We start from the raw sequence: 22181 nt of genomic DNA on the forward strand, positions 1-22181 counted from the left end.
ATGGCCAGAGGCGTCATCCTTCTCGCGGCGGGCGGAACCGGCGGACATCTGTTTCCGGCGGAAGCGCTGGCGCATGAGCTGAACGGGCGCGGCTGGGCGGTGCATCTGGCGACCGACGACCGCGCCGAGCGCTTCGCCGCTCACTTCCCCGCAGCCGCCATCCATCCGATCCAGTCCGCGACGCTGGGCTCGAAAAATCCTGTTGCCCTGCTTGGCGCCTTCTGGAAAATCTGGCGCGGCGTGCGCCAGGCGTCCGCCATCATCGGCAGGATCAAGCCCGATGCCGTGGTCGGCTTTGGCGGCTATCCGACCTTGCCGCCGCTCTACGCCGCGACGCGGCGCAAGGTGCCGACGCTGATCCACGAGCAGAACGCTGTGATGGGACGCGCCAACCGGGCGCTGGCCAGCCGCGTCGATGCGATTGCCGGCGGCTTCCTGCCGCAAGACGAAAGCGCCGTCGGCGCCAAGACGGTGACGACAGGCAATCCGGTTCGCCCACAGGTGCTCGAAGCCGCAAAGACCGCCTACGTTGCCTCGGCCGGGGATGATCCCTTCCGCCTGCTGGTGTTCGGCGGCAGCCAGGGCGCGCAGTTCTTCTCCGATGCGGTACCGGCGGCCGTCGCTTTGCTCCCCGAGGCACTCCGCAAGCGGCTGGTGATCACGCAGCAGGCTCGGGCCGATGACGTCGGGCGGGTGAAGGCCGCCTATGCAGCGCTCGGCGTCGTTGTCGAGGTCTCGCCCTTCTTCAGCGACATGGCGGCGCGTATAGCGGCCGCACAGCTGGTTATGTCGCGCTCCGGCGCGTCGACCGTCTCGGAAATCGCCGTCATCGGGCGACCGGCGCTGCTGGTGCCCTATCCCTATGCGCTCGATCACGACCAGGCCGCGAACGCAGCCGCTCTTGCGGCCGCCGGCGGTGGCGAGGTGGAGCCGCAATCCTCACTTTCGCCCGAGCGCATCGCGGCGCTGATTGGCGCCCTGATGGCCGAGCCCGAACGGCTCACGGCAATGGCTGCGGCGGCGAAGTCGGTCGGCAAACCGGACGCCGCGCGGTTGCTCGCCGATCTCACAGAGGCTATTGCGTCCCGCAAAACCGTTTCGGATTTTAAGAAGGGAACGCACGCATGAAGATGCCGCAGACCATAGGCCTCGTGCATTTCATCGGCATTGGCGGCATCGGCATGAGCGGCATCGCCGAAGTGCTGCACAATCTCGGCTACAAGGTGCAGGGGTCCGACCAGGCCGACAGCGCCAATGTGCAGCGGCTGCGCGACAAGGGGATCGAGTGCTTTGTCGGCCACAGGGAAGAAAACCTCGGCGATGCCGAAGTGGTGGTTGTCTCGACGGCTATCAAGAAATCCAACCCTGAACTGAAGGCGGCGAGGGAGAAATTGCTGCCGATCGTGCGCCGCGCCGAAATGCTGGCCGAACTGATGCGCTTCCGCCAGGCAGTGGCGATCGGCGGCACGCACGGCAAGACGACGACGACCTCGATGGTGGCGACGCTGCTCGAAGCCGGCGGGCTCGATCCGACCGTCATCAATGGCGGCATCATCAACGCCTATGGCACGAATGCGCGCATGGGGGACGGCGAGTGGATGGTAGTCGAAGCCGACGAGAGCGACGGGACCTTCCTCAAGCTACCGGCCGATATCGCCGTCGTCACCAATATCGATCCCGAACATCTCGATCACTACGGCAGTTTCGACAAGGTGCGCGAAGCCTTCCGCCAGTTCGTCGAGAACGTGCCGTTCTACGGCTTTGGCGTCATGTGCACCGACCACCCGGAGGTGCAGGCGCTGGTCGGCCGCATCGAGGACCGCCGCGTCATCACCTATGGCGAGAACGCGCAGGCCGACGTGCGCTTCGCCAACCACCGCATGGCCGGCGCGACCTCGGAATTCGACGTGGTGATCCGCGACCGCAAGGGACGCGGCCAGACGACGATATCGGATCTGCGTCTGCCGATGCCCGGCCGCCACAATGTTTCCAACGCGACGGCGGCAATCGCGGTGGCGCATGAGCTCGGCCTGTCGGCCGAGGCGATCAAGAAAGGCCTGTCGTCCTTCGCCGGCGTAAAGCGCCGCTTTACCCGCACCGGCTCCTGGAATGGCGTCGAAGTGTTCGACGATTACGGCCACCATCCGGTCGAGATCGCGGCGGTGCTGAAAGCCGCGCGCAGCGCCACCAAGGGCCGCGTCATCGCCATTGCCCAGCCGCACCGCTTTACCCGGCTGCATGATCTGTTCAACGAATTCTCCGCCTGCTTCAACGACGCCGACACGGTGATGGTGGCACCGGTCTACGCCGCCGGCGAGGAGCCGATCGAGGGCGTGACCTCGGACGCGCTGGTGTCGCGCATCCGCGCCGGCGGCCATCGCGACGCGCGCTACATCGAGGGTCCGGAGGCAATAGCACCTGTCATCCGTGATCTGGCCAGGCCCGGCGACTTCGTCGTCTTCCTCGGCGCCGGCAACATCACGCAATGGGCTTATGCGCTGCCCAAGGAACTGGCCGTCTCATGATGCAGGGCCAGGCGCTGATCGACAGACTTGGCGGCCGGCTTGCCGGCCTGCGCGGCCGCATCACGCCGAATGCCGAGATGGACAAGATCACCTGGTTCCGCGCCGGAGGACTGGCCGAGGCGCTCTTTCAGCCAGCGGACGAGGCGGATCTCGCTGCTTTCCTGAAAGCGGTTCCCGAAGAGATACCGCTGACCATAGTCGGCGTCGGCTCGAACTTGCTTGTGCGCGATGGGGGTATTCCGGGTTTCGTCATAAGGCTGTCGGCCAAGGGGTTCGGTGAAACCGAAATTGTTTCGCCGACATCGATCAAGGCTGGCGCAGCCACACCCGACAAGCGCATCGCCGCGGCGGCGCTGGAAGCCGGCATCGGCGGCTTCCATTTCTACCACGGCATACCGGGCGCCATCGGCGGGGCGCTGAGGATGAACGCCGGCGCCAATGGCGTCGAGACGCGCGAGCGCGTCGTCGAGGTGCGTGCGCTCGACCGCAAGGGCAACGTCCAGACGCTGAGCAATGCCGATATGGGCTATGCCTACCGGCACTCGTCGGCACCGTCCGGGCTGATCTTCACCTCGGCGATTTTCGAGGGCTTTGCCGAGGACAAGGCCGTGATCAAGGCGGCGATGGACGCGGTGCAGAACCATCGCGAGACGGTGCAGCCGATCCGCGAGAAGACCGGCGGCTCGACATTCAAGAATCCTGAAGGCACCTCAGCCTGGAAAGAGATCGACAAGGCAGGGTGCCGTGGCCTGCTGATCGGCGGCGCGCAGATGTCGCCCATGCACTGCAATTTCATGATCAACACTGGGACAGCGACCGGCTACGAGCTCGAATATCTCGGCGAAACGGTGCGCGCTCGGGTGCTCGAACATTCCGGCATCCGACTGCATTGGGAGATCAAGCGCATCGGGGACTTCCGCCCCGGGCACGCCGTGCAGGAGTTTCTTGGGCAGCTGCTCTAGCCATCGTTGAAGTTCATGTGATGCATGAACTTCAACCGGTCAGGAATGACCGTGCGACCGTTGCTCCAAAGACTCAACAGCACGGTTTTCGCATCCATTTTCTCAGAAAGTGAATCTCTCGGAATCATAAGCACTTGCCAGTGAATCAACTCTCTGATTCTCTGCTCCAAAGCGTTTCCTGATTTGAGTCGTTCGACGCGTTTCCCGCGTTTTCCGTCTGGGGGGCAACCTGCCGGGAGACTCGGACTCAATGTTGCGGAAATCTTGGTTTTTGATCCGCCGTGAGAGGGGATGACGGGGAATGAAAAACAAGCATGTGGCCGTCCTGCTGGGTGGTTTCTCGTCCGAGCGGCCCGTGTCCCTGTCTTCGGGGAAGGCCTGTGCCGATGTGCTTGAGACGGAAGGCTATCAAGTCACGCGCGTCGATGTCGGGCGCGACGTCGGCTCCGTGCTTGCCGATCTCAGGCCCGATGTCGCCTTCAATGCGTTGCATGGTCCTTTTGGCGAGGATGGCACCATTCAGGGCATTCTCGAATATCTCGGCATTCCCTACACCCATTCCGGCGTGCTCGCCTCGGCGCTTGCGATGAACAAGGAGCAGTCGAAGAAAGTCGTGAAATTGGCCGGCGTCCCCGTCGCCGAATCGAAGGTCGCCAATCGCTTCGCCATTCAGAACAGCCATCCGATGAAGCCGCCTTATGTGGTGAAGCCGGTCAATGAGGGGTCGAGCTTCGGCGTCGTGATCGTGCATGAGGGGCAGTCGCATCCGCCGCAGGTCATCGGCTCGTCCGAGTGGAGATATGGCGATACCGTCATGGTCGAGCGCTACATCCATGGGCGCGAGCTGACCTGTGCCGTCATGGGCGACGTGGCGCTTGGCGTCTGCGAGATCATCCCGACGGGCCATTCGTTCTATGACTACGATTCAAAATATGTCGCGGGCGGATCAAAACACGAATGCCCCGCAAAAGTTTCACCGAATATTTACCAAAAAATACAGACACTGGCGCTCAAGGCTCACCAAGCTGTCGGCTGTCGGGGCGTTTCCCGGTCGGACTTCCGTTATGACGATCGTCACTCCGAAAATGGCGAGGTTGTATGGCTCGAGGTCAATACCCAGCCGGGCATGACGCCGACGTCTCTGGTGCCTGAAATCGCCGCCCAGGCAGGGCATTCGTTCGGCGATCTGTTGAGTTGGATGGTGGAGGACGCTTCGTGTCTGCGTTGAAGTGGGGGCAGGGCAAGGGGAAGGGCGCGGCCGGGCCGGCGCTGTTCAGCCTGCCATTGTCGTTCGACCATTTCGTGCTGCCGCGCGTGCTTCGCCGCCCGGTGCGTATCCTGGCGCGCCTGGGCGAAGGCGAGTTCCAGGCGCCGCGCTTCTCCGTCGCGATCATGTCGGCCGTGCTCATTTTTTCGAGCGGCGCCTATGGCGCCTATCTCGGCGGTCACGCCGACGGCATCGTCCAGAGCATCACCGCCCGCACCGGCTTTGCCGTCGACCAGGTCAAGGTTGTCGGCAATCGCCAGACGTCCGAGATCGATATACTCGACAGGCTCGAACTCGATGGCTGGACGTCGCTGATCGGCTTCGATGCCGAGGCAGCGCGGGAACGCATCGCCACCTTGCCCTGGATCGAGGTCGCCGCGGTGCGCAAGGTCTATCCGCACACGTTGGAGGTGCGCGTCGAGGAGCGTCAGGCGTTCGCGCTTTGGCAGCAGGGCAGCGATCTCTCCGTCATCGAAAAAGACGGTGCCGTTATCGCGCCGTTCTCGGGTGGCAAACAGGTGCTGCTGCCATTGCTGATCGGAGCCGGCGCGCCGGCCAAGGCGCCGGAATTCCTGGCGAAGATCGAAAAATACCCGGATCTCGCGACCCGCATCAGGGGCTATGTCCGTGTCGGCGATCGGCGCTGGGACCTGAAGCTGGACAATGGCATCACTGTCAAGCTTCCCGAGGATGGCGAGGATCAGGCACTCGCCGAACTCGTCGGCATGGATCATGACAAGGGGCTGCTGTCGCGCGATATCGCAGCCGTCGACATGCGGCTGTCGGACCGGCTGGTCGTGCAGTTGACGCCGGAGGCGGCGACCCAGCGCGAAGCCGCGCTCAACGAAAAACCAAAGGCGCTGAGGCGCAAGCCGGAGACGAAGATATGAGCTGGCTTGGCGGTTCAGGCGATGCCTCGTCGCGCCGCTCCGGCACCTTGACGGTGCTGGATGTCGGTTCGAACAAGGTCTGCTGCATGGTGGCGAAGCTGAAGCCATGCGATGACGGCAAGCTGCTGCGCGGACGCTCGCACCGCATCCAGGTGATCGGCATCGGACACCAGAAGTCGCAGGGCGTCAAATCGGGCGTTGTCATCGATCTCGACCGTGCCGAACATGCCATTCGCCTCTCCGTCGACGCCGCCGAGCGCATGGCGGGGCTGACGGTCGATTCGCTGATCGTGAACATGACTGCCGGCCGGCTGAAGAGCGAAGCCTTCTCGGCTACCATAAACCTCGGCGGCCATGAGGCCGACGAGGCCGACATCAAGCGGGTGCTCGGTGCCGGCGCCAAGCAGGCGCTGAAGACCGAGCGCGAGGTGGTCCATTCGCTCCCCGTCGGCTTCTCGCTCGACGCTGAGCGCGGCGTGCGCGATCCGCGTGGCATGGTCGGCGACACGCTTGGCGTCGACATGCATGTGCTGACCGGCGACGCCGCTCCGATGCGCAACCTGGAGCTCTCCATCAACCGCTCGCATCTTTCGGTCGAGCGCATGGTGGCGACGCCCTATGCCAGTGGACTGGCGGCATTGGTCGACGACGAGCTGGAACTGGGCGCCGCCTGCATCGACATGGGCGGCGGCACGACGACGATCTCGGTGTTTTCGGAAGGCAAGTTCGTCCATGGCGACGCCATCGCCATCGGCGGCAACCACGTCACGCTGGACATGGCCAAGGGACTGTCGACCTCGCTCGATGCCGCCGAGCGGCTGAAAGTGATGCACGGTTCGGCGTTGCCCGGCAGCGCCGATGACCGCGACCTGGTCTCGATCCAGCCGATCGGCGACGAGGGCGAAGTGCCGCTCCAGATCCCGCGCTCCGTCATGACGCGCATCGTGCGCGCCCGCATCGACGAGACGCTCGAGCTTTTGCGCGACCGGCTGAACAAGTCCGGCTACGGCAATGCGGTGGGCAAGCGCGTGGTGCTGACCGGCGGCGCCAGCCAGCTTGCCGGCCTGCCGGAAGCGGCGCGCCGCATCCTGGGACGCAATGTGCGGATCGGCCGCCCGCTTGGCGTGGCGGGCCTGCCCGAAGCGGCGAAGGGGCCGGCCTTCTCGGCGGCGGTCGGCTTGTTGATCTATCCGCAGATGGCGAGCTTCGAGAGCCATCCGGCGAAAGGAATTTCCGGTCTCAGGATGACCGGAACGGGCGGAAAACTGCATCGCATGAGTCAGTGGTTGAGAGACAGTTTCTAATTGACGGGGACAGCCCCATAAGTGGCCGCGGCGGCGAAGCGGCAGGAAAGGCAAAGGACGGAGACAATGACCATCAATCTGCAAAAGCCGGACATCACCGAGCTTAAGCCACGCATCACCGTGTTCGGCGTCGGCGGCGGCGGCGGCAACGCCGTCAACAACATGATCACCGCCGGTCTGCGCGGCGTCGAGTTCGTTGTGGCCAACACCGACGCGCAGGCGCTGACCATGTCGAAAGCCGACCGGCTGATCCAGCTCGGCGCGCATGTCACCGAGGGGCTTGGCGCCGGATCGCAGCCGGAAGTCGGCCGCGCGGCGGCGGAAGAATGCATCGACGAGATCATCGATCACCTGTCCAACACCCATATGTGCTTCGTCACCGCGGGCATGGGCGGCGGCACGGGCACGGGAGCGGCGCCGGTCGTGGCGCGCGCCGCCCGCGAGAAGGGCATCCTCACTGTCGGCGTCGTCACCAAGCCGTTCCATTTCGAAGGCCAGCGCCGCATGAAAACGGCGGATTTCGGCATCGAGGAGCTGCAGAAATGCGTCGACACGCTGATCGTCATCCCTAACCAGAACCTGTTCCGGCTGGCCAATGACAAGACCACCTTCGCCGACGCGTTCGCCATGGCCGACCAGGTGCTCTATTCGGGTGTAGCCTGCATCACCGACCTGATGGTCAAGGAAGGCCTGATCAATCTCGACTTCGCCGACGTTCGTTCGGTGATGCGCGAGATGGGCAAGGCGATGATGGGCACCGGCGAGGCATCGGGCGAGGGCCGTGCGATGGCGGCCGCGGAAGCCGCGATCGCCAACCCGCTGCTCGATGAGACCTCGATGAAGGGCGCCAAGGGCCTGCTGATCTCGATCACCGGCGGCCGCGACCTGACGCTGTTCGAAGTCGACGAAGCGGCGACCCGCATCCGCGAGGAGGTCGACCAGGACGCCAACATCATCCTGGGCGCCACTTTCGACGAGGAGCTCGAAGGCGTCATCCGCGTCTCGGTTGTCGCCACCGGCATCGACAAGTCGGCGGCCGAAATCGCCGCCGCTCCGATCTCGATCCGCACCGCGCCGCAGAAGCCGGCCGCCCGCCCGGCCGTTGCCGCGCCGGAAAGCCGCCCCGCGCCGGTCCAACAGGCTGCGTACGAGCCGCGCGCCGCCGATCCGGTCGCGGAGGCGATCCAGATGGCCGAAGCAAACGCCGCGGCGATGGCGCAAGCCCGTCCGGCGCCGGTTGCCCATGCGGATGATTTCCGTCCGCAGAGCAAGATCTTCCAGGCTCCGCCGGCGCAGCCGCAACCGATGGTGCAGCCCGTAGTCCAGCAGATGCAGCCGGCGCCTCAGCCGCGCGAGATCCTGCGCGAAGTCCAGCAGCCGGTCGCGATGGCTCCCCAGCGCATGCCGCGCGTTGAGGACTTTCCGCCTGTCGTGAAGGCCGAGGTCGACGCCAAGAGCCGCCCCGCCGATCATGAGAACAGCGGGCCGATGGGACTCTTGAAGCGTCTGACCAATGGCCTGACGCGCCGCGAGGAAGAGCCGGCACGCCTGCAGCCGGCGCAGCCGCGCGAGCCCAAGCTGCGTCAGGCGGCACCGGAAGTGCGCCGTCTGGCAAGTCAGGACGCGCAGCTCTACGCGCCCCGGCGCGGCCAGCTCGACGACCAGGGCCGCCTGACGCCGCAGGCCAGGGCGACTCAGGAGGACGACCAGTTGGAAATTCCGGCGTTCCTGCGCCGCCAGGCCAACTGAGCGGTTAACGGGCTGTAACAATTGTTAACAGGCAGGCAAGCAATTGCTTGCCTGTTAACGTTTAAAGGGATGCAAATTCAAGCACTTAAGACGTCATCCATACGTCGGTTGCAGTTACAAAGGGTAAGAAACCGTGATTTGGACTATCCCTGTCGGGACATTATCTTCGCTGCCTACCGTCGTCGGTTTGCCGGGATTTCGGGGGAAGTGACCTGGCCTGCCGATTTTTTACAAGAGAGCCGCGCCCTCGGGCTGGAGAAGCGGACCTAGGCATTTCGGGCTTATGGGGATTGTCTTGCACGACTATCAGACGACAGTGAAGACGCGCGCGTCGCTTACGGGCACCGGCGTTCACAGCGGCAAGGAAGTTTCCATCAGCTTTCTCCCGGCGGATGCCGACACCGGCATCGTTTTCCAGCTTTTCAGTGAGAACGGTCAAGGTCGCGAGTTCCGCGCCCTGTTTTCCGAGATCGGCGCAACCGACCTGTGCACCATGCTCGGTGATCCCTCTGGCGAGCACATCGCCACGGTCGAGCACATCATGGCGGCGCTGTTCGGGCTCGGCATCGACAACGTCATCATCGAGATTGATGGACATGAGGTCCCTATCCTCGACGGCAGCGCTATGGCGTTCGTCGAGGCCATAGACCAGGCCGGCATCGAAACTCTGTCGGTCAAGCGGCGCTACATCCGGATCGTCAAGCCGGTCCGTATCGAGAACGGCGCCTCCTGGGCTGAGTTCAGGCCCTATGACGGTACCCGCTTCGAGGTCGAGATCGATTTCGAAAGCCCGGCGATCGGCCGGCAGCTGTTCGCGTCCGACATCAATGCGGACATTTTCCGCCGCGACATCGCGCGCGCCCGTACCTTCGGCTTCATGAAGGACGTCGAGCGGCTGTGGGCGGCGGGCTATGCGCTGGGATCCTCGCTCGAGAATTCGCTGGTGATCGGTGACGATAACCGCGTCATCAACATGGGCGGCTTACGCTACCCCAACGAGTTCGCACGTCATAAGACGCTGGATGCCATGGGCGACCTGGCGCTGGCCGGGGCCCGCTTCATCGGCTGCTTCCGCTCCTATCGCGGCGGCCACAGGCTGAATGCGGCCGCCTTGCGGCGCGTGCTGTCGGACCGTACCGCATTCGAGGTCGTCGAAACGACTCGCCGCGAGCGCGGCCGTGCGGCCGAGATGAGCACCGTCAACGCGCCTCTCTATGCGCCCTGGATGATCTGAGTCACCGCCACTTTCCGGATACCATCGCAGCTCGCTAGTGTTGCATGAATGCATCATTCGCCGGCGAAATCGCAGGGATACTCCGGCGCGGCCTGGCCGCCACAAAAATGTTCCATTGCCTAGACATAGCGTTGCCGGGCAAGGCGGTTATGGTTTATGGCTGCTGCCGTCGATAGTGCATGTCGCCTGGAAGTGGGGACCAGTTTTGGGGAAACGACATGCAACAGGCACTGAAATAACGCCGAAAGGGCGCAATCCAATCATGTTCTTCAAGCGATTCGGTCAATTGAAAGCGCCGCAGCGGTCCGTTTTCCTGGCGCTTTCGGTGGTTGTTCCATCGCTCTTCCTGTCTGCTTGCATGTCGTCGGAAAAAGATATCGACCTGTCGACCTATGTCGACCAGACCGAGCCGGCCGACGTTCTCTACAACCAAGGGCTCGCCAATCTGAATGCCGGACGTCTCGACGAGGCGAGCAAGAAGTTCGACGCGGTCGACCGCCAGCATCCTTATTCGGAATGGGCCCGCAAATCGATGGTGATGGGCGCGTTCGCCGACTATCGCAAGGGCAGCTACGACGAAGCGATCTCATCGGCCAAGCGTTATCTGACGCTGTATCCGTCAACGGATGACGCGGCCTATGCGCAGTACATTATCGGCCTTAGCTATTACCGCCAGATCAAGGACGTCACGCAGGATCAGAAGGAAGCGCGCCAGACCGTGCAGACCATGCAGGACCTCGTGACGCGCTGGCCCGATTCAGAATATGTCGATGACGCCAAGGAAAAGATCCGCTTCGCCAACGACCAGCTCGCCGGCAAGGAGATGCAGATCGGCCGCTATTATCTCGAACGCCGCGAATACATCGCCGCGGTCAAGCGCTTCCGCAATGTGGTCGAGAATTACTCCAACACCCGCCATGTCGAGGAGGCGCTGGCTCGCCTGACCGAGAGCTATTATGCGATGGGCCTGACTTCGGAGGCGCAGACCGCCGCCGCCGTTCTCGGCACCAATTATCCCGACAGCCCATGGTACAAGGATTCCTACAAGCTCCTGCAGAGCAACGGGCTTGCGCCGCGCGAGAATGCCGGCTCGTGGATATCCAAGGCCGGGAAACTGATCACCGGCGCCTGATGCAGGCGTAACGATGCTTTCCAGGCTGTCGATCCGCGACATCGTTCTGATCGAGAAGCTGGATATCGACTTCCAGCCCGGCCTCTCGGTGTTGACCGGTGAAACCGGCGCCGGCAAGTCCATCCTGCTCGATGCTTTGTCGCTGGCGCTTGGCGCGCGCGGCGACGCCTCCCTGGTACGCCATGGCGCGGCACAGGGCCAGGTGATTGCCGTGTTCGACGTGCCGCGCAACCATCCGGTGCGCGCGCTGCTCGCCGAGAACGCCATCGAGGATGACGGCGACATCATTCTCCGCCGCTTGCAGACTGTGGACGGCCGCACTCGCGTCTTCGTCAACGACCAGCCGTCCAGCGTGACGCTGATGCGCGACGTCGGCCGCGCGCTGGTCGAGATCCACGGCCAGCATGACGAACGCGCCCTTGTCGATCCCGGCGCGCATCGCGACGTGCTCGACGCCTTCGGCGGCCATCTCGGCGCCGTCCGGTCGACGGGTGAGGCCTGGCGGCACTGGCGTGCCTGCGAGCAGGAGCTCTCGCGCCATCGTGCCAAGGTGGCGGCGGCGGCGCGCGAAGCGGACTACCTGCGCGCAGCGGTCACGGAGCTGACCAAGCTCGATCCGCAGCCGGGTGAGGAGACGGAGCTTGCCGACTTGCGCGCCCACATGATGCGGGCCGAGAAGATCGCCTCCGAAATCCATGACGCGCAGGACGTGCTTTCGGGTCCATCCTCGCCCTTGCCGCAACTGGCCAGCCTGCTCAGGCGGTTGCAGCGCAAGGCAGGCGAGGCCCCCGGGCTGCTCGAGGACGTCGTGAAGTCGCTGGATGAGGCGATGCTGTCGCTCGACGCGGCGCAGTCGGGCGTCGAGGCGGCCTTGCGCGCCACCGAATATGATCCACAGCGGCTGGAAAAGGCGGAAGAGCGGTTGTTTTCGCTGCGCGCGGCATCGCGCAAGCACAGCGTTGCCGTCGATGATTTGGCGCAATTGCGCGACACGATGGTTGCCGATCTTGCCGATCTCGACGCCGGCGAGGAGCGCCTGCATGGGCTGGAAAAGCAGGCGGCCGCCGCGCGCGAGGCCTATGATATCGCCGCCGCGCAACTGTCCTCGCTGCGCCATGCCGCGGCGGTCGGACTGACCAAGGCGGTGATGGCCGAACTGCCGGCGCTGAAGCTCGAACGCGCAGCCTTCATCGTCGAGATGAAGAGCGAAGCCGAGAGCCGCATGGAAGAGGGCATCGACCAGATCGAGTTCTGGGTGCGCACCAATCCCGGCACGCGGCCGGGGCCGATGATGAAGGTCGCTTCCGGCGGCGAGCTTTCGCGCTTCCTGCTGGCGCTGAAGGTAGCGCTGGCCGACCGGGGCTCGGCGCCAACGCTGGTCTTCGATGAAATCGACACCGGGGTGGGCGGTGCCGTGGCGGATGCAATCGGCCAGCGGCTGGCAAGATTGTCGAAGCGCGTGCAGGTGCTCTCGGTCACCCATGCGCCGCAGGTAGCGGCGCGTGCGGCGACGCACTTCCTGATCTCCAAATCCGGCAGCACCGACAAGGTCGCGACCGGTATCGCCGAAATGGACCGGGCGGCGCGCCAGGAAGAGATCGCCCGCATGCTGGCGGGGGCCACCATCACCGACGAGGCGCGCGCTGCGGCCGAGAGGTTGCTGCGGGAGAATACGGCGGCTGCCTGAAAGCTCGGTTTCCGTGAAGGCGAGTCAGGATATGGCTGCATCCTGCTGTTCAGGAATGATTTTTTCGCAGGCCGGCTCCCTCCTGCCAAATCCTGATTTATAGTGGCACCCAACCAAAGCGCCCCGCGCCTTGGTTATTGTTTTGCGCATGTCGTTGCCCCAAAATCGCACCATATTTTGGGCGGCGTGCATTGGTCAGGGAAGCCGTGCGATGTCTGAAAGACCAGTCGATTCACTCAGTGAGAGCGAAGCCGAAGCGGAGCTGAAGCGCCTGGCGCAGGAGATCGCGGAGCACGACCGCCGCTACCATACCGAGGACGCGCCTGTTATCACCGACGCGGCGTATGATGCGCTCACCCGGCGCAACCTTGCCATCGAGCAGCGCTTTCCCGCCCTGGTGCGCGAGGATTCGCCATCGCGCAGGGTCGGTGCCGCGCCGGCGGAGGGCTTTGCCAAGGTGCGCCATGCGGTGCCCATGCTCAGCCTCGCCAAGGCCTATACCGACGAGGACGTCGCCGATTTCATCGAACGCGGCCGGCGTTTCTTCGACCGTGACAAGGATCTCGATATCGCCTTCACGGCCGAACCGAAGATCGACGGCCTGTCGGCGTCGCTGCGTTACGAGAACGGCGTGTTCGTGCAGGGCGCAACGCGCGGCGATGGCGCTATCGGCGAAGACATCACCGCCAATCTGAGGACCATTGCCGACATTCCCGGCAGACTGAACGGTTCGGGCTGGCCCGAAATCATCGAGATACGCGGCGAGGTCTACATGACCTATGCCGAATTCGAGGCGCTGAAGCAACGCTCGGCGGCCGCCGGCGGCCAGGACTATGTCAATCCGCGCAACACGGCGGCCGGCTCGCTGCGCCAGAAGGATCCCTCTGTCACCGCCAGCCGCAACCTCAAATTCTTTGCCTATGCCTGGGGCTACACGACAGCCGATCCCGCTCCGACACAATACGATTCGGTGCAGAAATTCGCGGAATGGGGCTTCAAAGTCAGCCCGCTGATGGTGCGGGCAAGGTCGGTTGACGAGCTGATCGCGCATTATCACCGCATCGAGGAGCAGCGCTCCTCGTTGGGTTACGACATCGATGGTGTCGTCTACAAGGTCGACCAGCTGGAGTTGCAGCGCCGGTGGGGCTTCGTAACCGGCGAACCACGCTGGGCCATCGCGCATAAGTTTCCGGCCGAACAGGCGATGACGACAGTGCAGAAGATCGACATCCAGGTCGGCCGCACCGGCACTCTGGCGCCGGTCGCGAGGCTTGCGCCCGTGACCGTGGGCGGCGTCGTGGTCGAGAACGTCACGCTGCACAATGAAGACTACATCAAGGGCTTCGACAGCAACGGCCAGCCGATCCGTGACGGTATGGACGTGCGCATCGGCGACACCGTGGTGATCCAGCGGGCAGGGGATGTCATCCCGCAGATCGTCAGCGTCGTCGTCGACAAGCGTCCTCCCGATGCCGTGCCTTACGAATTCCCGCATACTTGCCCGATCTGCGGCTCGCCGGCGACGCGCGAGATCAACGAGAAGACCGGCAAGGAGGATTCCCGCAGGCGTTGCACGGGCGAACTGATCTGCCCCGCGCAAGCCGTGGAAGGGCTGCGCCACTTCGTGTCGCGCGGGGCCATGGATATCGAGGGACTAGGCGCGGAAAACATCGACCTGTTCTTCAATGCGGGTCTGGTCAAGACGGCCGCGGACATCTTCACGCTCAGGGATCGGCGTCCCGCCGTCACCAAGGCGCTGGCCGAGCGGCGCGAGGAGCAGGCGAGGCAGCGCGAGGCGGCGTCGGGCAAGACGCGCAAGAATGTGCGCAGCGTCGAGGACCGCAACTATGAAGGGTTGGACAAGCTGTTCGCGGCCATCGATGCGCGCCGCGAGCCGGAGCTCGACCGCTTCATCTTTGCGCTTGGGATCCGCCATATCGGCGAAACGACGGCGGCCGTGCTTGCCCGGACGTTTTCGACAATCGAGGAACTGATCCGCGTCGGCAAGGAGACCGCGGCGGCTGCCGATCCGCACAGTGTTTTCCCGTCGATCAACGGCATCGGCGATACGGTGATCAACGCGCTGGCCGATTTTTTCGGCAATGAGCGCAATGACGACGTGCTTGAGGCGTTGCTTAAGCAGGTCAAGCCGAAGCCCTATATCGTCACCGTCTCGGCCGACAGCGTGGTCGCCGGCAAGACCATCGTGTTCACGGGCTCGCTGGAAAAGATGACGCGTTCCGAAGCCAAGGCGATGGCAGAACGGCTGGGCGCCAAGGTAGCGGGCTCGGTTTCGGCCAAGACCGATCTGGTGGTGGCGGGGCCTGGCGCCGGCTCGAAACTCAAGCTTGCCAGTGAACTCGGCATCGAGGTCATAGACGAGGACGCGTGGCTGCAGCGGATCGGCAAGGCATGATGTCAGGCGAATTCAAGGGGTTCGGCCAGAAGGCTATTCCGTTCCTGAAGGCGCTTGATTTCCACCAGAGCCGCGAGTGGTTCGTAGAGAATCGCGACCTGTTCGACCAGGAATTGCGCGATCCGCTGGGCGATCTGGTGGAGACGCTCACACGACGTTTCGGCGAGGCCGGGCTCGGCCTCAAGGGCGACCGCAAGAAGTCGCTGTTCCGGATCAACCGGGACGTGCGCTTCGCCAAGGACAAGCGGCCTTACAACCGGCATCTGTCGGCGATCCTGTCGCCCGACGGCACCAAGATGGAGCAGGGCGTGTTCTACGTTCATATCGGGCTCGAGCGCTGTTTCGCCGGCGTTGCCTGGTGGAGCCCGCAGCCGGCGCTGCTGCTGGCGATACGTCGGGCCATCGAGACGAAGCCTGAACAGTTTCGGGGAATGGTCAAGGCGCTCGCCAAGAACGGCCTGGTGCTCGACACGGATGGCTGCATGAAGCGCACGCCGCGCGGCTTCGAACACGTCGCGGAAGCCGATCTCGTCGCGGCCATCCGCAACCGGCATTTCGTCGTCCGCCACGCCATCGATCCGGCCAACATTCACGGTCCGGAACTGGTCGACGAACTCGTCGACTTCACCATGCGCGCCAGGCCGTTGCTCGGCTGGGGCAGGGCGATCGAGGGCAAAGCGGCGAAGGACTGAGCTGCCACGCAGGCGCCGCAACGATCATTTCCGCTGATCGTTTGGCTCAAGCGAATTCGTGTGACAAGCCGGGTGGTGCTTCCTACATCAGCCCTCTGATCGGGGAGAGACATGTCGGCGCAAGCAATTTCGGAGAATGGCGCGAAGAGCGATTTCTGGCAAGGCGTACGGCTATCCATTCCGGTCGTGGTGGCGGCGGCACCGTTCGGGCTGCTGTTCGGCGCGATTGCCGTCGACAATGGCTTTTCCGTTTTCGAAGCCTTCCTGATGAGCGCGCTGATCTTCGGCGGCGCCAGCCAGATGGTCGGCATAGAACTGTTCGGCCAGCATGTGGCGCCGTGGCTGATCGTGCTGTCGATCTTCGCCGTGAATTTCCGCCACGTGCTCTATTCCGCCGGCATTGGCCGGCGTATCGCGCACTGGTCCGGGGTGCAACGGGCGCTCGGTTTCTTCATTCTCACCGATCCGCAATTCGCCGTTGCCGAGGCCAGGGCCCAGTCAGGCCAGACCGTCGGCTTTGCCTGGTATCTGGGGCTTGGGCTACCGGTCTATGTGTTCTGGACCATCGAAAGCGCGCTCGGCGCGCTGTTTGGAAAGCTCATTCCCGATCCCCATGCCTTGGGCATCGATTTCCTGCTGCCGATCTATTTCCTTGGCCTGGTGATGGGCTTCCGCAAGCGGGCGCTGTGGCTGCCGGTGGTCATCGCCAGTGCCTGCGCCTCGATCATCGCTTACAAGACAGTGGGGTCACCCTGGCACGTTTCGATCGGCGCGATTGCCGGCGTACTGCTCGCCGTCATCCTGCCGCCACACCGCAGCGGTGTGGAGGCAAGGCCATGAGCACGACCTTCTGGATCATCATCGCCGGCGCCATCGCCACCTATCTCACGCGCATCGGCGGCCATCTGGTCATCTCCCGCTTCGACTACATCCATCCGCGCGTGGAAGCCGGCCTCAACGCCGTACCGGCTGCCGTGTTGACGACGCTGGTAGCGCCGGAACTGCTGAATGCCGGACCGGCGGAGTGGGCGGCGCTGGTCGTCACCGCGCTGGTTTCGCTGCGTGGCGGGTTGATGGCGATGTTTCTGGCCGGGGCGGCGGTGTTGATCCTGGCGCGGCAGTTCGTGGGGTAGAGTTCGAGGCGCCAACGTTCGAAGTTAGAGCGGTTCAGCGTTTGATGGAATCGCCGACCCGCTCTAACTCTTTGTTTTTACGCAATTCCGGACGGAAAACCGCTACGCACTTTTCCTGGAATTGCTCTAGATCAAACCTTCGCGTCGTGCGGCAGCGTCGCGGTTGCCTTTTCCAGCCAGGCCAGCGTCTCGCCGTCGAGCATCGGGCCTATCTCGGCCAGCACGCGGGCGTGGTAGGTGTCGAGCCAATGCAGCTCGTCGCGGGTCAACAAATCCGAGCGCACCAGCCTGACGTCGATCGGCGCCAGGGTCAGCGTCTCGAAACCGTGCATGGCGATGTCGCCGCCGTCGATCTGGGCGGCCGGCGTCACCAGAATGAGGTTCTCGATGCGGATGCCGTAGGAACCCTCCTTGTAGTAGCCCGGCTCGTTGGACAGCATCATTCCTTCGAGCAGCTTTTCAGTGCCGGTGCGGGCGATGCGTTGCGGGCCTTCGTGCACGGCCAGATACGAGCCGACGCCATGGCCGGTGCCGTGCGCGAAGTCGCAGCCATGCTTCCACAGCGCCATGCGGGCGACGGCGTCGATTTCCGAGCCGCGCGTGCCGGCGGGGAAACGCAGCGTGGAAATGCCGATCATGCCTTTCAGCACCAGCGTGAAACGTTCGCGCATTTCCTCGGTCGGCTGGCCGATCGGCACGGTGCGGGTGATGTCGGTGGTTCCGTCCTGATATTGGGCGCCGGAATCAAGCAGGAACAGCTCGCCGGCCTGGAGCTTGCGGCTGGTGGCGCGCGACACGCGGTAGTGCATGATGGCGCCGTTCGGGCCGGCGCCCGAAATGGTGTCGAAGGAGACGTCGCGCAGCGGCATTTGCGTTTCCTCGCCGGTCTGCCGGCGCGTCTCTTCCAGCCGGGTGACGACCGCGATCTCATCGAGCGAGCCGGGCTTCTGGCGATCGAGCCAGCACAGAAGCTTGGCCACGGCCGCGCCGTCGCGGCGATGCGCGGCGCACGATCCGTTGATCTCGGCCTGGTTCTTGGTGGCGCGCGGAATGCGGGCCGGGTCGGGGGCTACAATCACCTCGCCGCCATTGTCCTCGACCAGCATGCGCAGCTTGTCGGCGGCCAAAACGGGGTCTAGCGCGATTTTCGCGCCGCTCTTGGCCAGCGCCACGACCGCCGCTTCGAATTCGCCGGGCTCGCGCAAATCGGCGAGCTGGGTGAGATAGGCCGCGACCTGCCGCGAGAATTTTCGGCTGTCCATGAAAAGCTGGTGCGACCCGTCGGCGGCGAGGACGGCGAAGCCGAGCGCCAGCGGTGTGTGCGGCACGTCACCGCCACGGATGTTGAAGGCCCAGGCGATCGAGGAGGGGTCGGTCAGGACCGCATGGGTGGCGCCCTCCTTGCCGATCGCCGCCGCCAGCCGCGCCAGCTTGTCCTTGGCGAGCTCGCCGGCAAAACCGATGGGATGGAGTTCGACAGGAGCGACCGGTGCATCCGGCTGATCCTTCCAGATGATGTCGATCGGGTTCGTCTCGAGCGGCACCAGCACGGCGCCGGTCTTTTCGGCCGAGGCCTGCAGCGCCTTGATCTCACCGATCGTGTGCAGCCAGGGATCGAAGCCGAGCCGCGCGCCCTTGCCAAGGTTGTCCTTAAGCCAATTTGCAGGCGGATTGTCGACCAGGCTCTCGATCGAGAAGATACCGAGATCGACCTCGCCGCGCACCTGGAGCGTGTAGCGTCCGTCGACGAAGATGAAGGCGCGGTCGCGCAGGATGACGGCAACGCCGGCGGAGCCGCTGAAGCCGGTCAGCCATTTCAGCCGCGCCGAGCGGTCGGCGACATATTCGCCCTGATGCTCGTCGGCGCGGGGAACGACAAATCCGTCCAGGCCGTTTTCCGCCAGCCATTGGCGCAGCAACGCCACGCGTGGTCTGCCGACGGCCGGATCGCCAGCGGAATCAAAGGTCTGGAACATGGTGGCGTCTCCCTCGGATAGTGCCCGACCGTAACGCATGGAGCTGGAAACCGGAATCGATTTCAGCAGGGCCAGACGGGGTTGCGTCACCGTTTGAGATGGATCGTCACCCAGCCTTCGCGGTGCAGCGTTCTGACATGGCGAAAACTCTGGCCGACATAGGCGGAGATCACCGCGTCGCGCTGCCGGTCGAGAATGCCTGACAGCACCAGCGAGCCGCCGAGGCTGATGTGTCGCGCCATTTCCGGCGCAAGCCGCATCAGCGGCCGCGCCAATATGTTGGCGATGATCAGGTCGAAGGGCGCACGCCTGGCAAAGATCGGATGGTGGAATCCGGGCGCGGTCACCGTCTCCACCAGCGCCTTGACGTGGTTGAGCCGCGCATTGGCGGCGGCAACGCTTACCGCTACCGGATCGATGTCGGTCGCCAGCACGGGAATATGGAAGAGCTTGGCCACGGCGATGGCCAGCACCGCGCTGCCGGTGCCGAGGTCGAGCGCGTTGCGCGGCCGCTCGCGCCGCGTCACCTTTTCCAGCATTTCCAGGCATCCGGCGGTGGTGCCGTGGTGGCCGGTGCCGAAGGCCAGCCCCGCTTCGATCTCGATGGCAAGCTCGCCACTGTGGCGTTTGCGGCGATCATGCGCGCCATGCACGAAGAAACGGCCGGCACGCACCGGTTTCAGCCCTTCCAGCGAGCGCGCCACCCAGTCGATATCGGGCAAGGTCTCGCGCTCGACCGGCCTGGGCAGGGCTAGCCCTGCCAGAATGTCCTTCACCCGCGCCTCGACCGCATCCACATCGCCGTCGGCATAGAGAGAGACTTCATGAATGTCCGCGTCCTCATCGACCTCCAGCACGGCGATCGGCAAGCCTTCATCCTCAAAGGCGGCATCGAGTGCGGCGAAAATTCTGGTGGATTCGATCTTGCCGGCGGTGAAATGGAGCCGCGTCTGGGTCATGGATTTCGCATCAGCCCTTGGCCGCGAGGCGTTTGAGCTTTTCCACGGCGGTGTCGGCGCTTTCGCCATAGGCGATCGTGCCGGCGAAATCGCCCTTGCCGTTGAGCAGCAGCACCGAGGCGGTATGGTCCATCGTGTAGTCGCCGTCGCCGGTGTCGACTTTCTTCCAGTAGATGCCGAAGGACTTCGCCATGGCGTGGACCTTGTCGGGGTCGCCCGATATGCCGGTGATGCGATCCGTGAAATTGCTGACATAGGCGTTCATGACCGCGGGGGTGTCCCGCTCCGGATCGACCGAGACGAAATAGGCATGCAGGTTCTTGCCGTCGTCGCCGAGCGTCTTCAGCCAGCCGGCGAGTTCGAACAGCGTGGTCGGACACACTTCGGGGCAGTGGGTGAAGCCGAAGAAGACGACGCTGGGGTGGCCCCGGAAGGCGGCCTCGGTGATCGGCGCGCCTTTCTGGTCGACCAGCGTAAAGGCGGCACCGAAAGGCTCGCCGCCATAGTGGCCCCGATACCAGTCGAAGGTCAGCCAGCCTATGCCGGCTGCCATCAGGACGAGAATGCCGACCAGTATTGCGCGCATCATCAGTAGGATTCCGTCTTGTAATTTCATCGGCATGCCGGCCATGGCCTGGCAGCCCTTGGTTGGCGAACAGTCTTAGCGGTTCGACCGGGTACACGCAAAGGTGCCGCGTTGACGCAACCGGCCGTGACCTATGCCGGCGTTTTGATCGGGGCCGGCGGCTTGCAATGCAATGTCCTTGGCCCCACCTGAGACCGGCAAACTTGAACTCGGAGGCTATCTTGCAACGACTGATTGGGCGAAATCTGATCGGCGGCGCTCTGGCCGCGTGCCTTGTCCTTGGCGCCGGTGCCGCAGTCGCCGATGAAGTCGGCAAGGTCGGCGTCGACTGGCTCGGCAACGACATCATCGTCGAAGCGATCAAGGACCCGAAGGTGGACGGCGTCACCTGTCACGTGTCCTATTTCGACCGCGGCATCATCGACCGTCTGCACAAGGGCAACTGGTTCGAGGATCCTTCCGATTCCTCGATTTCGTGCCGCCAGACCGGTCCGATCACCATCGGCGACATCGACATGAGCGAAGGCGGCGAGGAGGTGTTCAAGCAAGGCATCAGCCTGATCTGGAAGAAGCAGGTGGTGAACCGCATCTACGACAAGGCCAACGAGACGCTGATCTACCTCTCGCATTCGCGCCAGGTGCAGAACGGCTCGGCCAAAATGTCGGTCACCACCGTGCCGCTCTACGGCCAGAACGTGGTGTGGACCAAGGGCAAACCGAAATAGATGGATCCGGTTCTTTCGTGCAATTGACCCGACCGACAATTGCTCCCGACTTGCGGGAGCTATTGCCCTGACGTAAAGCCGCCCGTATGGACCGTTCCGAAAATCTCGTGCTGAAAGATCCCGAGCCGCGTATCCATCCGACGGCGGAGCTGAAAGCATGCAAGCTCGGCCGCTACGCCTCGATCGGCGAGCGGGTGGTGCTGCGCGAAGTGAGTGTCGGCGATTTTTCCTATTTCGAGCGGCACGCCGAGGCGATCTACACGAGGATCGGCAAATTCTGCTCGATTGCCGCCAACAGCCGCATCAATGCGCTGGATCATCCGATCGAGCGGCTGACCCAGCACAAGGTCAGCTACCGGCCCAACGAATATTTCCGCTGGCTGGGCGTCGATGCCGCCTTCCGCGAACGGCGCCAGGCGGAGGCCGTGAGCATCGGCCATGACGTGTGGATCGGCCACGGCGCCGTGATCATGCCCGGCCTCACCATCGGCAATGGCGCCGTCGTTGGCGCCAATGCCGTCGTCACGCATGACGTGCCGCCTTATACGATCGTCGTCGGGGTGCCGGCCAAGCCGCTTCGGCCGCGTTTCGCAGCCGATATCGCGGCGCGGATCGAGGCTCTCGCCTGGTGGGACTGGCCGGTCGAAAAGCTCGCCAGCGCCGTTCCCGACATGCAGGCCATGACCATCGAGATCTTCCTGGACCGCTGGGAAAATCACGCCGCATGAGTTCGCGCCGGCGCGGCTGAAGAGCACGCGCATTTGCGCCAAAGGCGCGCCTCAGGGAACCACTGTGCGAGCGCTCCGGATGAACCCCTTCCGTCATGCGGGGTGGGGCGACGGAAGGGGCTGGAGGTAAACCGCTGTGAAGGGAAGAAACAGGCCTGTTTGCCTGCACCGTTACTTTGACACCAATTCCCTTGATGCGTGCATTCGATTGCAGCG

General features: G+C 64.0%; 19 protein-coding genes. 16 read left to right on the top strand and 3 right to left on the bottom strand.

Going from position 1 to position 22181, the window contains the following annotated elements:
* The 14 genes from murG to LB532_RS06620 all read left to right on the top strand — a co-directional run bounded on the left by murG (window position 1) and on the right by LB532_RS06620 (window position 16991).
* Entirely contained in the window at window positions 1–1128 is a 1128-nt protein-coding gene (gene murG / locus LB532_RS06555) for an undecaprenyldiphospho-muramoylpentapeptide beta-N-acetylglucosaminyltransferase (protein WP_140639202.1), read from the top strand.
* On the top strand, window positions 1125–2525 hold the full coding sequence (gene murC / locus LB532_RS06560) for a UDP-N-acetylmuramate--L-alanine ligase (protein WP_140639201.1): 1401 nt from the start codon (window positions 1125–1127) through the stop codon (window positions 2523–2525). Before murG ends, murC begins: the two co-directional genes overlap by 4 nt.
* The gene (gene murB, locus LB532_RS06565; RefSeq protein ID WP_140639200.1) at window positions 2522–3487 is read left to right on the top strand and encodes a UDP-N-acetylmuramate dehydrogenase; all 966 of its coding nucleotides are present in this window, start codon (window positions 2522–2524) and stop codon (window positions 3485–3487) included. The genes murC and murB overlap by 4 nt, the downstream gene beginning before the upstream one ends.
* Window positions 3488–3788: 301 nt before the next feature.
* Complete coding sequence (locus tag LB532_RS06570) at window positions 3789–4715, top strand: D-alanine--D-alanine ligase (RefSeq protein WP_140639199.1); 927 nt, start codon at window positions 3789–3791, stop codon at window positions 4713–4715.
* A complete protein-coding gene (locus LB532_RS06575) occupies window positions 4703–5644 on the top strand; it encodes a cell division protein FtsQ/DivIB (RefSeq protein WP_140639198.1) in 942 nt (313 codons plus the stop codon). The genes LB532_RS06570 and LB532_RS06575 overlap by 13 nt, the downstream gene beginning before the upstream one ends.
* Window positions 5641–6948, top strand: coding sequence for a cell division protein FtsA (gene ftsA, locus LB532_RS06580; RefSeq protein WP_140553117.1), 1308 nt, complete (start codon window positions 5641–5643; stop codon window positions 6946–6948). The genes LB532_RS06575 and ftsA overlap by 4 nt, the downstream gene beginning before the upstream one ends.
* Window positions 6949–7014: 66 nt before the next feature.
* On the top strand, window positions 7015–8697 hold the full coding sequence (ftsZ, locus tag LB532_RS06585; protein WP_140639197.1) for a cell division protein FtsZ: 1683 nt from the start codon (window positions 7015–7017) through the stop codon (window positions 8695–8697).
* 283 nt (window positions 8698–8980) lie between these two features.
* Window positions 8981–9931 carry a UDP-3-O-acyl-N-acetylglucosamine deacetylase gene (gene lpxC, locus LB532_RS06590; RefSeq protein WP_140639196.1) on the top strand — a complete coding sequence of 317 codons (951 nt, stop codon included), beginning with the start codon at window positions 8981–8983 and terminating at the stop codon, window positions 9929–9931.
* 262 nt (window positions 9932–10193) lie between these two features.
* Entirely contained in the window at window positions 10194–11063 is an 870-nt protein-coding gene (locus tag LB532_RS06595; protein ID WP_140639195.1) for an outer membrane protein assembly factor BamD, read from the top strand.
* 13 nt (window positions 11064–11076) lie between these two features.
* A complete protein-coding gene (gene recN, locus LB532_RS06600) occupies window positions 11077–12750 on the top strand; it encodes a DNA repair protein RecN (protein WP_140639194.1) in 1674 nt (557 codons plus the stop codon).
* A gap of 211 nt (window positions 12751–12961) precedes the next feature.
* Complete coding sequence (gene ligA / locus LB532_RS06605) at window positions 12962–15166, top strand: NAD-dependent DNA ligase LigA (protein ID WP_140639193.1); 2205 nt, start codon at window positions 12962–12964, stop codon at window positions 15164–15166.
* Entirely contained in the window at window positions 15166–15858 is a 693-nt protein-coding gene (locus tag LB532_RS06610) for a DUF2461 domain-containing protein (RefSeq protein ID WP_140639239.1), read from the top strand. Before ligA ends, LB532_RS06610 begins: the two co-directional genes overlap by 1 nt.
* Window positions 15859–15969: 111 nt before the next feature.
* Window positions 15970–16698: an AzlC family ABC transporter permease gene (locus tag LB532_RS06615; protein WP_140639192.1), complete on the top strand. Its 729-nt coding sequence runs from the start codon at window positions 15970–15972 to the stop codon at window positions 16696–16698.
* On the top strand, window positions 16695–16991 hold the full coding sequence (locus LB532_RS06620) for an AzlD family protein (RefSeq protein WP_140639191.1): 297 nt from the start codon (window positions 16695–16697) through the stop codon (window positions 16989–16991). The genes LB532_RS06615 and LB532_RS06620 overlap by 4 nt, the downstream gene beginning before the upstream one ends.
* 131 nt (window positions 16992–17122) lie before the next feature.
* Here the strand turns inward: LB532_RS06620 and LB532_RS06625 are convergent, their stop codons facing one another.
* From LB532_RS06625 to LB532_RS06635, 3 genes are all read right to left on the bottom strand, one after another.
* On the bottom strand, window positions 17123–18967 hold the full coding sequence (locus tag LB532_RS06625; RefSeq protein ID WP_140639190.1) for an aminopeptidase P family protein: 1845 nt from the start codon (window positions 18965–18967) through the stop codon (window positions 17123–17125).
* Window positions 18968–19053: 86 nt separating this feature from the next.
* Entirely contained in the window at window positions 19054–19926 is an 873-nt protein-coding gene (locus tag LB532_RS06630; protein ID WP_140639189.1) for a 50S ribosomal protein L11 methyltransferase, read from the bottom strand.
* Window positions 19927–19936: 10 nt separating this feature from the next.
* Complete coding sequence (locus LB532_RS06635) at window positions 19937–20515, bottom strand: SCO family protein (RefSeq protein WP_140639188.1); 579 nt, start codon at window positions 20513–20515, stop codon at window positions 19937–19939.
* 218 nt (window positions 20516–20733) lie between these two features.
* Here LB532_RS06635 and LB532_RS06640 point away from each other — a divergent pair, with 218 nt between their 5' ends.
* Entirely contained in the window at window positions 20734–21237 is a 504-nt protein-coding gene (locus LB532_RS06640; protein WP_140630936.1) for a CreA family protein, read from the top strand.
* A gap of 86 nt (window positions 21238–21323) precedes the next feature.
* Window positions 21324–21965, top strand: coding sequence for a DapH/DapD/GlmU-related protein (locus LB532_RS06645; protein ID WP_140639187.1), 642 nt, complete (start codon window positions 21324–21326; stop codon window positions 21963–21965).
* Window positions 21966–22181: the final 216 nt, after the last annotated feature.

The organism is Mesorhizobium sp. ESP-6-2 (assembly GCF_020164675.1).
GTDB lineage: Bacteria > Pseudomonadota > Alphaproteobacteria > Rhizobiales > Rhizobiaceae > Mesorhizobium.

Coding starts and splice junctions, on each gene's coding strand:
- murG (WP_140639202.1), top strand. CDS start 1: ATGGCCAGAGGCGTCATCCTTCTCGCGGCGGGCGGAACCGGCGGACAT.
- murC (WP_140639201.1), top strand. CDS start 1,125: ATGAAGATGCCGCAGACCATAGGCCTCGTGCATTTCATCGGCATTGGC.
- murB (WP_140639200.1), top strand. CDS start 2,522: ATGATGCAGGGCCAGGCGCTGATCGACAGACTTGGCGGCCGGCTTGCC.
- LB532_RS06570 (WP_140639199.1), top strand. CDS start 3,789: ATGAAAAACAAGCATGTGGCCGTCCTGCTGGGTGGTTTCTCGTCCGAG.
- ftsA (WP_140553117.1), top strand. CDS start 5,641: ATGAGCTGGCTTGGCGGTTCAGGCGATGCCTCGTCGCGCCGCTCCGGC.
- ftsZ (WP_140639197.1), top strand. CDS start 7,015: ATGACCATCAATCTGCAAAAGCCGGACATCACCGAGCTTAAGCCACGC.
- lpxC (WP_140639196.1), top strand. CDS start 8,981: ATGGGGATTGTCTTGCACGACTATCAGACGACAGTGAAGACGCGCGCG.
- LB532_RS06595 (WP_140639195.1), top strand. CDS start 10,194: ATGTTCTTCAAGCGATTCGGTCAATTGAAAGCGCCGCAGCGGTCCGTT.
- recN (WP_140639194.1), top strand. CDS start 11,077: ATGCTTTCCAGGCTGTCGATCCGCGACATCGTTCTGATCGAGAAGCTG.
- ligA (WP_140639193.1), top strand. CDS start 12,962: ATGTCTGAAAGACCAGTCGATTCACTCAGTGAGAGCGAAGCCGAAGCG.
- LB532_RS06610 (WP_140639239.1), top strand. CDS start 15,166: ATGTCAGGCGAATTCAAGGGGTTCGGCCAGAAGGCTATTCCGTTCCTG.
- LB532_RS06615 (WP_140639192.1), top strand. CDS start 15,970: ATGTCGGCGCAAGCAATTTCGGAGAATGGCGCGAAGAGCGATTTCTGG.
- LB532_RS06620 (WP_140639191.1), top strand. CDS start 16,695: ATGAGCACGACCTTCTGGATCATCATCGCCGGCGCCATCGCCACCTAT.
- LB532_RS06625 (WP_140639190.1), bottom strand. CDS start 18,967: ATGTTCCAGACCTTTGATTCCGCTGGCGATCCGGCCGTCGGCAGACCA.
- LB532_RS06630 (WP_140639189.1), bottom strand. CDS start 19,926: ATGACCCAGACGCGGCTCCATTTCACCGCCGGCAAGATCGAATCCACC.
- LB532_RS06635 (WP_140639188.1), bottom strand. CDS start 20,515: ATGATGCGCGCAATACTGGTCGGCATTCTCGTCCTGATGGCAGCCGGC.
- LB532_RS06645 (WP_140639187.1), top strand. CDS start 21,324: ATGGACCGTTCCGAAAATCTCGTGCTGAAAGATCCCGAGCCGCGTATC.